Origin of the sequence: Fulvimonas yonginensis (assembly GCF_037137055.1) — a bacterium.
Lineage (GTDB): Bacteria > Pseudomonadota > Gammaproteobacteria > Xanthomonadales > Rhodanobacteraceae > Frateuria_A > Frateuria_A yonginensis.
This window is the reverse complement of record NZ_JBBBNY010000002.1, coordinates 82,864-95,596: the sequence shown is the minus strand read 5'-3', so window position 1 is coordinate 95,596 and position 12,733 is coordinate 82,864. Positions and strand designations below refer to the sequence as shown.

At 69.9% G+C, this 12,733-nt stretch carries 10 protein-coding genes; 1 reads left to right on the top strand and 9 read right to left on the bottom strand.

Features of this window, described 5'->3' with window-relative positions:
• Nucleotides 1-34: 34 nt before the first annotated feature.
• Together secA and WAT24_RS03470 are read right to left on the bottom strand one after the other, a co-directional pair.
• Complete coding sequence (gene secA, locus WAT24_RS03475; RefSeq protein ID WP_336806442.1) at nucleotides 35-2,755, bottom strand: preprotein translocase subunit SecA; 2,721 nt, start codon at nucleotides 2,753-2,755, stop codon at nucleotides 35-37.
• Between the two features lie 230 nt (nucleotides 2,756-2,985).
• Complete coding sequence (locus WAT24_RS03470; protein ID WP_336806441.1) at nucleotides 2,986-3,915, bottom strand: M23 family metallopeptidase; 930 nt, start codon at nucleotides 3,913-3,915, stop codon at nucleotides 2,986-2,988.
• Between WAT24_RS03470 and WAT24_RS03465 the strand changes: the two genes are divergently transcribed.
• Nucleotides 3,905-4,423: a DciA family protein gene (locus tag WAT24_RS03465; RefSeq protein WP_336806440.1), complete on the top strand. Its 519-nt coding sequence runs from the start codon at nucleotides 3,905-3,907 to the stop codon at nucleotides 4,421-4,423. The genes WAT24_RS03470 and WAT24_RS03465 overlap by 11 nt on opposite strands.
• Before the next feature lie 224 nt (nucleotides 4,424-4,647).
• Here WAT24_RS03465 and lpxC read toward each other — a convergent pair whose 3' ends face one another.
• The 7 genes from lpxC to murG all read right to left on the bottom strand — a co-directional run bounded on the left by lpxC (nucleotide 4,648) and on the right by murG (nucleotide 12,688).
• Nucleotides 4,648-5,562, bottom strand: a complete 915-nt coding sequence (gene lpxC, locus WAT24_RS03460; RefSeq protein ID WP_336806439.1) for a UDP-3-O-acyl-N-acetylglucosamine deacetylase — start codon at nucleotides 5,560-5,562, stop codon at nucleotides 4,648-4,650.
• A gap of 414 nt (nucleotides 5,563-5,976) precedes the next feature.
• Nucleotides 5,977-7,158 carry a cell division protein FtsZ gene (gene ftsZ / locus WAT24_RS03455; protein WP_336806438.1) on the bottom strand — a complete coding sequence of 394 codons (1,182 nt, stop codon included), beginning with the start codon at nucleotides 7,156-7,158 and terminating at the stop codon, nucleotides 5,977-5,979.
• 123 nt (nucleotides 7,159-7,281) lie between these two features.
• The gene (gene ftsA, locus WAT24_RS03450; RefSeq protein WP_336806437.1) at nucleotides 7,282-8,514 is read right to left on the bottom strand and encodes a cell division protein FtsA; all 1,233 of its coding nucleotides are present in this window, start codon (nucleotides 8,512-8,514) and stop codon (nucleotides 7,282-7,284) included.
• 10 nt (nucleotides 8,515-8,524) lie between these two features.
• Nucleotides 8,525-9,256 carry a cell division protein FtsQ/DivIB gene (locus WAT24_RS03445; RefSeq protein WP_336806436.1) on the bottom strand — a complete coding sequence of 244 codons (732 nt, stop codon included), beginning with the start codon at nucleotides 9,254-9,256 and terminating at the stop codon, nucleotides 8,525-8,527.
• A complete protein-coding gene (locus WAT24_RS03440) occupies nucleotides 9,253-10,209 on the bottom strand; it encodes a D-alanine--D-alanine ligase (RefSeq protein ID WP_336806435.1) in 957 nt (318 codons plus the stop codon). Before WAT24_RS03440 ends, WAT24_RS03445 begins: the two co-directional genes overlap by 4 nt.
• Nucleotides 10,206-11,645, bottom strand: a complete 1,440-nt coding sequence (gene murC / locus WAT24_RS03435) for a UDP-N-acetylmuramate--L-alanine ligase (RefSeq protein WP_336806434.1) — start codon at nucleotides 11,643-11,645, stop codon at nucleotides 10,206-10,208. Before murC ends, WAT24_RS03440 begins: the two co-directional genes overlap by 4 nt.
• Entirely contained in the window at nucleotides 11,642-12,688 is a 1,047-nt protein-coding gene (murG, locus tag WAT24_RS03430; RefSeq protein WP_336806865.1) for an undecaprenyldiphospho-muramoylpentapeptide beta-N-acetylglucosaminyltransferase, read from the bottom strand. The genes murC and murG overlap by 4 nt, the downstream gene beginning before the upstream one ends.
• Nucleotides 12,689-12,733 lie beyond the last annotated feature (45 nt).

Here is a 12,733-nt window from a genome sequence, read left to right as displayed (position 1 = left end):
AAAAAACCCCGCCGAGGCGGGGTTTTCTCGTGCCTCAGGCCAGCTGGCCGTGGCAGTGCTTGTACTTCTTGCCCGAGCCGCAGGGGCACGGGTCGTTGCGGCCGATCTTCGGCCCCTCGTGCTGCACCGGCGCGGCGGCGGCCGGCCGCGGCGCCCCGCCGGCGAGCGCGCTGCTGCTCGGCGCTCCACCGCCACTGGCGAGCATCTGCTGCTGCAGCCGTGCGGCAAGGCGCTGCTGCTCGGCCTCCATCGCAGCGACTTCCTCCTCGCTGCGGATGCGCACGCGCGCGAGCATCTGCACCACTTCGAGCTTGATCCGGTCGAGCATCTCGGAGAACAGTTCGAACGCCTCGCGCTTGAACGCCTGCTTCGGATCCTGCTGCGCGTAGCCACGCAGGTAGATGCCCTGGCGCAGGTAATCCATGCTCGCCAGGTGCTCCTTCCAGGCGTTGTCGACCACGCTCAGCATGATGTGCTTTTCCAGCTGGCGCATGGTCTCGGCGCCGATCTGCGCCTCCTTCGCTGCGAACAGCTGGTCCAGCGCCTCGCGCACGTGCGCGAGGATGGCGGCGGCGTCGAGCTCGTGCTGTTGCTCGACCCAGGCCTTCAGCCCGGTGGCCAGGCCGAACTCGCTCTCCAGGGCACGCTCCAGGCCCGGGATGTCCCACTGCTCGTCGATGCTGTCGGGCGGCACGTGGCGATGCACGATCGACTCGACCACGTCCTCGCGGATGTCGGCGATGGTCGCGGACACGTCCTCGCCCTCCAGCAGCTCGTCGCGCTGGCGGTAGATCACCTTGCGCTGGTCGTTGGCGACGTCATCGAACTCGAGCAGGTGCTTGCGGATGTCGAAGTTGTGCTGTTCGACCTTGCGCTGCGCCTTCTCGATCTGCCGGCTGACCATGCGGTCCTCCAGCGCGTCGTCCTCCTTCATGCCGAACATCCGCATCCAGCGGCCGACCCAGTCGCCGGCGAAGATGCGCAGCAGGTTGTCCTCCAGCGACAGGTAGAAGCGCGAGGAACCCGGGTCGCCCTGGCGGCCGGAACGGCCGCGCAGCTGGTTGTCGATACGCCGCGACTCGTGCCGCTCGGTGCCGATGATGTGCAGGCCGCCGGCGGCGATCACCTGCTCGTGGCGCTTCTTCCATTCGCTCTTGACGCGCTGGCGATCGACCTCGGTGGCATCCGCCGGCAGCGCGGCCAGCGCGGCCTCCAGGCTGCCGCCGAGCACGATGTCGGTACCGCGGCCGGCCATGTTGGTGGCGATGGTCACGGAGCCCGGCGCGCCGGCCTGCGCCACGATCTGCGCCTCGCGCTCGTGCTGCTTGGCGTTGAGCACCTCGTGCGGGATCTTTTCCTTCTTGAGCAGCCCGGAGAGCAGCTCGGACACCTCGATCGAGGTGGTGCCGACCAGCACCGGCTGGCCGCGCTTGTGGCAGTCCTTGATGTCCTCGATCACCGCGCGGTACTTGGCCGCCTGGGCGAGGAAGACCATGTCCGCGTTGTCCTTGCGGATCATCGGCTTGTGGGTGGGGATCACCACCACTTCCAGGCCGTAGATCTGCTGGAACTCGTACGCTTCGGTGTCCGCCGTACCGGTCATGCCGGCCAGCTTCTTGTACATGCGGAACAGGTTCTGGAAGGTGACCGTCGCCAGCGTCTGGTTCTCGCGCTGGATCGGCACGCCCTCCTTCGCCTCCACCGCCTGGTGCAGGCCGTCGGACCAGCGGCGGCCGGCCAGCGTGCGGCCGGTGAACTCGTCGACGATGATCACCTCGCCGTCGCGCACGATGTAGTCGACGTCGCGCTGGTAGATCGCATTGGCACGGAGCGCCGCATTGAGATGGTGCACGACCGCCAGGTTGCGCGTGTCGTACAGGCCGCTTTCCGGGTCGATCACGCCGGCCTGGCGCAGCAGTTCCTCGGCGTGCGCCATGCCCTCCTCGGACAGGTGCACCTGCTTCTGCTTCTCGTCGACCCAGTAGTCGCCCGGGCCGTCTTCCTTCTCCTGGCGCACCAGCTGCGGCACGATCCGGTTGACCGCGATGTAGAGCTGCGGCGAATCCTCGGCCGGACCAGAGATGATCAGCGGCGTGCGCGCCTCGTCGATCAGGATCGAGTCCACCTCGTCGACGATGGCGTAGTGCAGGCCGCGCTGGTAGCGCTGCTCCTTGCTGAGCGCCATGTTGTCGCGCAGGTAGTCGAAGCCGAACTCGTTGTTGGTGCCGTAGGTGATGTCGGCGGCATAGGCGGCGTGCTTGTCGCCATGGTCCATGCCCGGGTAGACCACGCCGGTGGACAGACCCAGGAAGTTGTACAGCTTGCCCATCTGGGTGGAGTCGCGGCGGGCCAGGTAGTCGTTCACCGTGACCACGTGGACGCCCTTGCCCTCCAGCGCATTGAGGTAGACCGGCAACGTCGCCACCAGGGTCTTGCCCTCGCCGGTGCGCATCTCGGCGATCTTGCCCATGTGCAGCACCATGCCGCCGATCAGCTGAACGTCGTAATGGCGCATGCCCAGCACGCGCTTGGCGCCTTCGCGCACCACGGCGAAGGCCTCGGGCAACAGCCTGTCCAGCGTCTCGCCGGCGGACAGGCGCTGCCTGAACTCGTCGGTCTTGGCGCGCAGTGCCGCATCGTCCAGCTTCTCGAACTCCGGTTCCAACGCGTTGATGCGCGCCACGGTCTTGGAAAGCTGGCGCAGCACGCGCTCGTTGCGGCTGCCGAAAAGGCTGGTCAGGGCACGATTGAACATCGATCTTCCGTCAGTAAAGGCTTGGGCCCGCGGGAGGGACGGGCGAAAGGAGACATGGTACTACAGCCGCTCCAGCAGGCCGGGATGGCGACTGCGAGCCGGGGATTCAAGAGCCCGGGGCCGCGCTCCTTACCGGTTTCCCGCCTCGTCGGCCCGGGGAGAGACGAGCGCCCGTGCGCACTCCGCCGCTCCGCGGGGAGAGACGGAGACGGGCGTTGGACAGCGCGCGCCTAGCGGTGGTTCTTCACGTAGGCCAGCGGATTGACCACGCGGCCCCTGTACCAGACCTCGAAGTGCACGTGCGGGCCGGTCGACCGGCCGGTGGAGCCGGCGCGGGAGATCAGCTGGCCGACGCGCACGCGCTGGCCCGGACGCACCAGCAACTGGCTGTTGTGGGCATAGCGCGTCATGTAGCCGTTGCCGTGGTCGATCTCGACCACCTTGCCGTAGCCGCTGCGCTCGCCGGCGAAGGTGACCATGCCTTCGGCCACGGCGTGCACGCCGGCACCGAAGGGGACGGCGATGTCCAGGCCGGTGTGGCGGGCGCTGTGGCCGTCGAACGGGTCGGGGCGCACGCCGAAATAGGAGGAGATGTAGCCCGCGGCCGGCATGCCGGTCGGCTTGAGGTTGGAATCGATCTTGGCGTCCAGCAGCAGGCTCTGCAGCGCGGAGAGCTGCGCCTGCTGGGTGTCGAACTGGGTGGCGAGCTGCTCGATGCTGGCATCCAGCGTCGGCGGCAGCGCATAGGCGCCGCCCGCGGTGTCCTCCAGGCCACCGACTGCGGGCGGCTGGTCGAAATCGAACTCGTCCGGGTCGAGCTTGCCGACCTCCGCAAGCCGCTCGCCCAGGGCGTTCAACCGGGTGGACTGCGCCTCGAGCTGACCGAGCTTGACCGCCAGGGCATCCAGCTCGCGCTGGGAATCCTTGCGTACGCCGGCAAGCTGGGCGTCCTGCTGGCGCACCTGCTGCTGCAGCTGGTGGATCTGGGCCAGCGCGCGGTCGCGCGGACTGGACAGGGTGAGCGCCAGCGCCGCGCCCAGTGCACCGCACCCGACCACCGCCGCCAGTGCCAGTGCCGCCAGCCGCCAGCGCCACCGCCGCTGGGCGAGGTCGAACGTTCTGGGCACTTTCTTGGAGCGGGATACGAGTATGATCTGCATTGCTTTTTCACACCTTCATGCCGGCCTCATGCAGCGCGCCGATCCCCCCGCATCCCGCCGACCCGACCGCGGCCCCAAGCCGCTGGCCGAATGCGGTTCGTTCGCTTCGCTGGCCCGCAAGGCCGCGGAGCTGGATGCGCTGGATCGTGCCCTGCGCCAGACGCTGCCGATGCCCTTGCGCGAACAGGTGCGTTTCGCACAGCTGCGCAACGACCGCCTCGTCTTCCTGGCGTCCTCCCCGGCCTGGGCGTCGCGTCTGCGCCTGATGCAGACGCAGATCCTCGCCGCCGCACGCGCCATCGGCACGAGCGCCAGTTCGGTCACCGTGAAAGTGGCCCCCCTCCGACCGGCCGCAACGGAACCCGATCGGTCAAAACCGCTTTCGCCTGCCGCAGCCGTCCATCTCAAGGCCGCGGCAGCATCCATCGCAGACCCGGAACTGAAGGGTCTGTTCCTCGAGCTGGCGTCCATCGCCGAAACCGCTGGATTCCCGGTCGCCGAGGACTAGTCGTGGCGCGGGGCGCGCCATGCCTCAGCGAAGGTGCCCTGTGGGCACCGATGTCCCCCTGACCGCCGGTGGCGGTAGGTGGGTTTATAGCATGGCGGAGCGGCAGGTACACCCTGCGGCGTGTCGGTAGCGTGAAGCCGGGCGTGTTCGGGCGGCGTCACCGGTCACAAAAAAAGACAAGGGCCGCCCTTTCGGGGCGGCCTCCGGCCGGGTCCGCGGGCGATTCAGATCGCCTGGGCCGGATGCGCGTAGGAGATGGGGGAGACCGCCGGGTCGTCCTTGTAGACCACCTCTTCCCACGCGGTGGGATCGGCGACCAGGGTGCGCAGCAGCTTGTTGTTGAGCTCGTGGCCGGACTTGTGCGCGTGGTAGGCGCCGATCAGGCTGTGGCCGAGCAGGTACAGGTCGCCGATGGCGTCCAGGATCTTGTGCTTGACGAACTCGTCCTCGTAGCGCAGGCCGTCCTCGTTGAGCACGCGGTAGTCGTCCAGCACCACGGCATTGTCCATCGAGCCGCCCAGCGCCAGGTTGTGCTCGCGCAGCATCTCGATGTCGCGCATGAAGCCGAACGTGCGCGCACGGCTGACTTCCTTCACGAAAGAGGTGGTCGAGAAGTCGATCTCGGCGCGCGAGGTGCGCTTGGAAATGATCGGGTGGTTGAACTCGATGGAGAAGCCGACCTTGAAACCCTCGAACGGCTCGAAGCTGGCCCACTTGTCGCCGTCCTGCACCTTCACCGGCTTCTTGATGCGGATGAAGCGCTTGGCGACGTTCTGTTCCTCGATGCCGGCCGACTGCAGCAGGAACACGAAGGGACCGGCGCTGCCGTCCATGATCGGCACTTCCGGCGCGGAAAGCTCGACGTAGGCGTTGTCGATGCCCAGGCCCGCCATCGCCGAGAGCAGGTGCTCGACGGTGGAGACGCGCACGTCGCCCTTGACCAGGGTGGTGGACAGGCGGGTGTCGCCCACGCAGTCGGGGCGCGCATGGATGTCGACCGGCGGGTTGAGGTCCGTACGGCGGAACACGATGCCCGTGTTCGGCGCGGCGGGACGCAAGGTCATGTAGACCTTGTCGCCGGTGTGCAGGCCGACGCCGGTCGCACGGATGATGTTCTTGAGCGTACGCTGCTTGATCATTTTTATAGGTACCAGTGTGGGCAGCAGCCAGTCAGGGGACCGATGCTAACACAGTCTTAACCTGCCGCAATAGCAAACCGTACCGTACAGTCTGGTCGGGTCTTTAGTTTTCCTTCATCCGTGAACGCGGTCACACGACCGCACGAAATCCCGCTCCTTCAAGCAGTTATCGCGACGCGCCCCCTGCGCCCGAAGGACGGGCATCGGGCACAGAGGGGCGGACAGGCCGGCGGGTCCCTGCCGGCCGTGCGCGCGCCGGTCCGCGGCGCGCCGTCTTCACCTGGACATCACCCGGCTGGCGAGCGGTATCGCCACCGTGAGTGCGCCTGGGCGCACCCGGAAGCGATAGTCATTCGTAGACCTGCCGATCTGGTGTTTCGTTCAATCTTTGCAAGTCGCTCCTTAAGATGGCGCTCAATCCGCCTGACGACGAAGAAACGCCGGGATGTCCAGATAGTCGAAGCTCGGGTCGGCACTCTTGGCCGGCGGCTCGGCGCGGGTATGGGTGCCCACCGATTCGGGCGCGGCATAGTCCACCACCTCGTTGCCGGTGCCCGTGCGCAGCACCACCGGGCGCGGCCGCTGGCGCATCTCGACCTGCTGGCTGGCGACCGGGCGCACCGGCTGGCGGGTGGCCGCCGCACGGTTGAGGCCGGTGGCGACCACGGTCACCCGGACGTCGTCCTGCATTTCCGGGTCCAGCGCCGTGCCGATCACCACCGTGGCGTCCTCGCTGGCGAAGTCGTGGATCACGCGGCCGATCTCGTCGAACTCGCGCATGGTCAGGTTAGGGCCGGCGGTGACGTTGACCAGGATGCCGCAGGCGCCGTTGAGGTTGACGTCCTCCAGCAGCGGGTTGTTGATCGCCGCCTCGGCCGCCGCCTGGGCGCGGTCGTCGCCGCGGGCGGTGCCCGAACCCATCATCGCCATGCCCATCTCGGACATGACCGTGCGCACGTCGGCGAAGTCGACGTTGATCAGGCCCGGCGAGGTGATCAGGTCGGCGATGCCCTGCACGGCGCCCTGCAGCACGTCGTTGGCGGCCTTGAAGGCGTTCAACAGGGTGACTTCGCGGCCGAGCACCGACAGCAGCTTCTCGTTCGGTACGGTGATCAGCGAGTCCACGTGCTGGGACAGGTCCTCGATGCCCTTCATCGCCACCTGCATGCGGCGGCGGCCCTCGAACGGGAACGGCTTGGTGACCACCGCCACGGTGAGGATGCCCTTCTCCTTGGCCAGCTGGGCCACCACCGGTGCCGCGCCGGTGCCGGTACCGCCGCCCATGCCGGCGGTGATGAACACCATGTCGGCGCCGTCGAGCATCTCCTCGATGCGCTCGCGGTCCTCCAGTGCGGCCTGGCGGCCGACCTCCGGGTTGGCGCCCGCGCCCAGGCCCTTGGTGACGTTGGCGCCGAGCTGCAGGTGCATGCGCGAGCCGCAGTTCTTCATCGCCTGCGCGTCGGTGTTGGCGACCACGAACTCGACGCCTTCGATGTTGGCATTCAGCATGTGCGCCACGGCGTTGCCGCCGCCGCCGCCCACACCGATGACCTTGATGACCGCATTGGGTGCCAGTTTTTCGATCAGTTCGAACATTTCCCGTCCTCCGTAGAGCTTTCGTTGTCGTTGTAACCGCGGGTGCGGCGTCCTGCCGTCCCGCGGTGGTGGGCGAAGCCTCCATTCGCCCGTGGCGGCACTCCGTGCCGCCGATTCAAGTCCTCAGAAATTCCTGGTGATCCAGCCGCGCAGCCGGTCGACCAGCCCGCCGACGCTGCCGCCGACCGGGTGGCTGACGCGCACGCCGCCGGCGCGCGCGCCGTGCAGCAGCAGGCCCACGCCGGTCGAATGCAGGGGATTGGCGACCACCTCGCCCAGCCCGGTCACGTGCTGCGGCACGCCGATGCGCACCATCTTGTGGAAGATCTCCTCGGCCAGCTCCAGCGCGCCCTCCATACGCGAGGCGCCGCCGGTCAGCACCACGCCGGCGGCCACCAGGCTGTCGTAGCCGGAGCGGCGCAGCTCGTCCTGCACCATCTCGAAGATCTCCTCGTAGCGGGCCTGCACGCTCTGCGCGAGCGACTGGCGCGCGAGCCGGCGCGGCGGGCGGTCGCCCACGCTCGGCACCTGGATGGTTTCCTCGGCATGCGCCAGCTGCGCCAGCGCGCAGGCGTACTTGATCTTGATCTCCTCGGCATGCGCGGTCGGCGTGTGCACGCCGTAGGCGATGTCGTTGGTGACCTGGTCGCCGCCGACCGGCAGCGACTTGGTGTAGCGGATCGAGCCCTGGGTGTAGATGGCGATGTCGGTGGTGCCGGCGCCGATGTCGACCAGGCATACGCCCAGCTCGCGTTCGTCGTCGGTGAGCACCGCCTTGGCGCTGGCCACCGCCGAGGGCACCAGCTCGTCCACCGACAGGCCGCAGCGCTGGATGCACTTGGTAATGTTCTGCACCGCGGCGGCCGCGCCGGTGACCAGGTGCACCGAGGCCTCCAGCCGCACGCCGCTCATGCCGACCGGCGCGCGGATGCCGTCCTGGCCGTCGATGCGGTATTCCTGCGACTCCTTGTAGAGCACCTTGCGGTCGGCCGGGATCGCCACCGCGCTGGCCGCCTCCAGCACCTGCTCCAGGTCGCCGGGGGTGACCTCGCGGTCGCGGATCGCCGCGGTGCCGTGCGAGTTCTTGGTCTCCAGGTGGCTGCCGGAGATCGAGGCGAACACCGAGCGGATGTCGCAGCCGGCCATCAGCTCGGCCTCTTCGACCGCGCGCTGGATCGAGTGCACGGTCGATTCGATGTCCACGACCGAGCCGCGCTTCATGCCGCGCGAGACGTGCGAGCCGATGCCGATCACCTCGATCGGCTCGCCCGGCTCGTACTCGCCCACGATCGCGGTCACCTTGTTGGTGCCGATGTCCAGGCCGACGACCAGCTGCTTGTCGTTGCGCGTCTTCATAGGGTCAGGCTCATGTGCGGGGCACTCCCGCGGCAGGTGCGGCGGCGTCGGGCCAGCGCACGGCGAATCCGTTGGTGTAGCGGAGGTCGGCGTAGGCGAAGGCGGCACGGTGGCCGGCCATCACCTGCGGGTAGACATCGAGGAAGCGGCGCAGGCGCTTGCCGGCCAGGCTGCGGTCGCCCAGCACGATCTGCGCGCCGCTGGCGGTGGTCAGGCTCCAGCTGCCGCGCTCGGACAGCGCCACGCCGGCCACCTTCAGCGGCGAACCGGCCACCGCCTTGAGCGCGTCGGCGTAGAAGCCGACCACTTCCGGCATCTGCGCATCCGGCCCGCGCAGGTCCGGCAGCGCCGCGGAGGCGGCCGCCGGACCGCCGTCGAACAGCACGCCCTGGCGGCTGATCAGCCGCGTGCCGTTCCAGCGCGCGAACGGCTGGCGCTCGTAAATGCGCAGGATCAGCGTGTCCGGCCAGCGCTTGCGCGCCTCGACCGATTCCACCCACGGCAGCGCCGCCACCGCCTGCTGCACGGCGTCCAGGTCCAGCGCGAAGAAGCCGTGCCCCAGCCGCGGCAGCACCGCCGCGCGGATCTGCTCCGCGCCGACGTGCTTGAACTCGGCCTGCACGGTCAGCTGCGTCACCGGCCAGCGGTCGGCGGCGAACCAGCCACGCAGCACGCCGACCACCGGCAGCGCGACCAGCGCGATGGCCAGGCACCAGGCGACGGGGCGGATGGTTCCCCTCACGCGCCCTCCCGGAAGCTCGTTTCCAGCACGCGCCAGCACACGTCCTCGTAGTCGAGGCCAGCGGCCTTCGCCGCCTTGGGCACCAGCGAGTGCGAGGTCATGCCCGGCGCGGTGTTCACCTCCAGCAGCCAGTTGCGACCCTGGCGGTCGCGCATCACGTCGACACGACCCCAGCCGTAGCAGCCCAGCGCGTCGAAGGCGGCCAGTGCCAGCGCGCGCAGCTCGTCCTCGGCGGCGCCCTGCAGGCCGGGGCACAGGTACTGGGTGTCCTCGGCGACGTACTTGGCGTTGTAGTCGTAGAAGACGCCCTTGGGCACGATGTGGATGCTCGGCAGCACCTGGCGCCCGAGGATGCCGACCGTCATCTCGTCGCCCTCGATCAGCATCTCCATCAGCAGGTCGCCCGGGTAGCGGGCGGCCAGCTCGACGGCGCGGTCCAGGTCGGCCTCGGCGAACACGCGGGTCACGCCGACGCTGGAGCCTTCGCAGGCCGGCTTGACGATCAGCGGGAAGCCGATCTGCCGGGCGGCCGCGTGCACGGTCTGCGCATCGGCACCACGCGGCAGCGCCACGAACGTCGGCGTCGGCAGGCCCAGCGACATCCACACGCGCTTGGAGCGCACCTTGTCCATCGACAGCGCCGAGCCGAGCACGCCCGAGCCGGTGTACGGCACGTTGAGCGATTCCAGCGCGCCCTGCAGCACGCCGTCCTCGCCGCCGCCGTGCTGGCCGTGCAGGATGTTGAACACGCGCGCGAAGTGCCCGGCGCGCAGTGCATCGAGCAGGGCCGGGATGCCGTCGATCGCGTGGGCGTCCACGCCACGGCTGCGGAGCGCGGCCAGCACGTTGCGGCCGGAGTCGAGCGAGACCTCCCGCTCGGCCGAGCTGCCGCCCATCACCACGGCCACGCGGCCGAACTGGGCGGGATCCGTGATCTTGCGATGCGTGTTCACTTGATGGTCCTCAGATGGCCGGCCTGCGCGAGTTCCGCCGCCGCCGCGCCGATGTCGCCGGCGCCGAGCAGCAGCAGCAGGTCGCCGTCGCGCAGCAGCGTCGGCAGGGTTTCCCTGAAATCGCGCGGGTGCTCGATGAGCACCGGGTCGACCTTGCCGCGCGCGCGCACGGCGCGGGCCAGCGCGCGGCCGTCGGCGCCGGCGATCGGCGCCTCGCCGGCCGGGTACACGTCGGTGAGCACCAGCACGTCGGCCTCGGCCAGCACGTTGGCGAAGTCGTCGAGCAGGTCGCGGGTGCGGCTGTAGCGGTGCGGCTGGAAGCCGACCACCAGGCGCCGCTGCGGCCAGCCGCCGCGCGCCGCGGCGAACACCGCGGCCAGCTCGCGCGGATGGTGGCCGTAGTCGTCCACCAGCAACGCGCTGCCCTGGTCCAGCGCGATCTCGCCACGGCGGTGGAAGCGCCGGCCCACGCCCTGGAAGTTCTCCAGCGCGCGGGCGATCGCCTCGGCCTCCACGCCCAGCTGCCAGCCGATGGTGGCGGCGGCCAGCGCGTTGAGCACGTTGTGCCGGCCCGGCAGGTTGAGGGTCACCGGCAGCGGCTCGGCGCGGCCGGGCAGGTGCAAGTCGAAGCGCATCTGGAAGCCGTCCTGGCGGACGTTGGCGCCGCGCACGTCGGCGTCGGCGGCGGCGATGCCGTAGGTCATCACGCGGCGCGTGGTGTCCCTGGCGAGCCTGGCCACTTCCTCGTCGTCCACGCAAAGCACCGCCAGGCCGTAGAACGGCAGGCGGTGCAGGAAGTCGGCGAAGGCCTTCTTCACCCGTGCGAAGTCGCCGCCGTAGTTCTCCAGGTGGTCGGCGTCGATGTTGGTGACCGCGGCGATCACCGGCGAGAGCAGCAGGAAGGAGCCGTCCGACTCGTCCGCCTCGGCGACCAGGTACTGGCCGGTGCCGAGCCGCGCGTTGGCGCCGGCCGCGTTGAGCTGGCCGCCGATCACGAAGGTCGGATCGTAGTTGGCCTCGGCCAGCACACTGGCGACCAGGCTGGTGGTGGTGGTCTTGCCATGGGTGCCGGCGATGGCGATGCCGCGGCGAAAACGCATCAGCTCGCCCAGCATCTCCGCGCGCGGGATCACCGGGATGCGCGCGGAGCGGGCCGCGACGAGCTCGGGGTTGTCGGCGTGGATCGCGCTGGAGGTCACCACCACGTCGGCGTCGCCCACGTGCGCCGCGGCGTGGCCGATGCGCACGTCGATGCCCAGCGCGGCCAGCCGCTGCGCGGTGGGCGAGTTGGCCTTGTCCGAGCCGGACACGGCGTAGCCGAGGTTGTGCAGCACCTCGGCGATGCCGCTCATGCCCACGCCGCCGATGCCGATGAAGTGCACGCGGCGGAACGTGGTCATGAGGTCTTCGTGCGCCAGCAGCCTGCGGGGCGTCATGCGGCCACCTCCAGGCAGGCGCGGGCGATCGTCGCCGCCGCGTGGGGCTTGGCCTGCGTGCGCGCGGCCTCGGCCATCGCGGTCAGCTGCCGGCGGTCGGCGAGCAGCGCGGCCAGGCGCTGCGCCAGTGTCTGTACGTCCAAATCGCGTTCCTGGATCAGTTCGGCGGCACCGGCGTCCACCAGCACCTGGGCGTTGCCGGTCTGGTGGTCGTCCACCGCGTGCGGGAACGGCACCAGCACGGCGCCAAGACCCGCGGCGGTGAGCTCGGCGATGGTCAGCGCCCCGGCGCGGCACACGGCCAGATCGGCCCAGCCGTAGGCGGCGGCCATGTCCTCGATGAAGGGCACCACGTCGGCCTCGACACCAGCCTGGGCGTAGGCCGCGCGGGCCTCGTCCAGGCCGCGGCTGCCGCACTGGTGGCGCACGATCGGGCGTTGCCCGGCGGGGATCAGGGCCAGCGCCTGGGGAAGCGCGAGGTTCAACGCGCGCGCCCCGAGGCTGCCACCCAGCACCAGCAGCTGCGGCCGCCCCGCACGGGTGGCGAAGCGTTCGGCCGGCGGCGGCAGCGTCGCGATGCTCGCGCGCACCGGGTTGCCGACCCACTCGCCGCCCGGCAGCGCGTCGGCGAAACCGGCAAGCACGCGCCTGGCGAAACCTGCGAGCTTGCGGTTGGTGTAGCCGGCCACGCGGTTCTGCTCGTGCACCAGCAGCGGCGTGCCGGTCAGCCGTGCGGCCACGCCGCCGGGGCCGGCCACGTAGCCGCCCATCGACAGCACGCTGCGCGGGCGCACGCGGCGCAGCACGCGCAACGAGGCGAACAGCGCGCGCGCCAGCATCAGCGGCGCGAGCAGGCGGGTCTTCAGTCCCTTGCCGCGCAGCCCGCCGACCGCCACGGTGTGCAGTTCGATGCCGTGTGCCGGTACCACCCGCGTCTCCATGCCGCCGGCCGCACCGAGCCAGGCGACCGGCACGCCCTGCGCGCGCAGCACCTCGGCCACGGCCAGGCCGGGGAAGATGTGGCCGCCGGTGCCGCCGGCCATGATCAGCACGGGGGCTTTGGAGCCTGCCTTGGCGTGTTGCAGGGC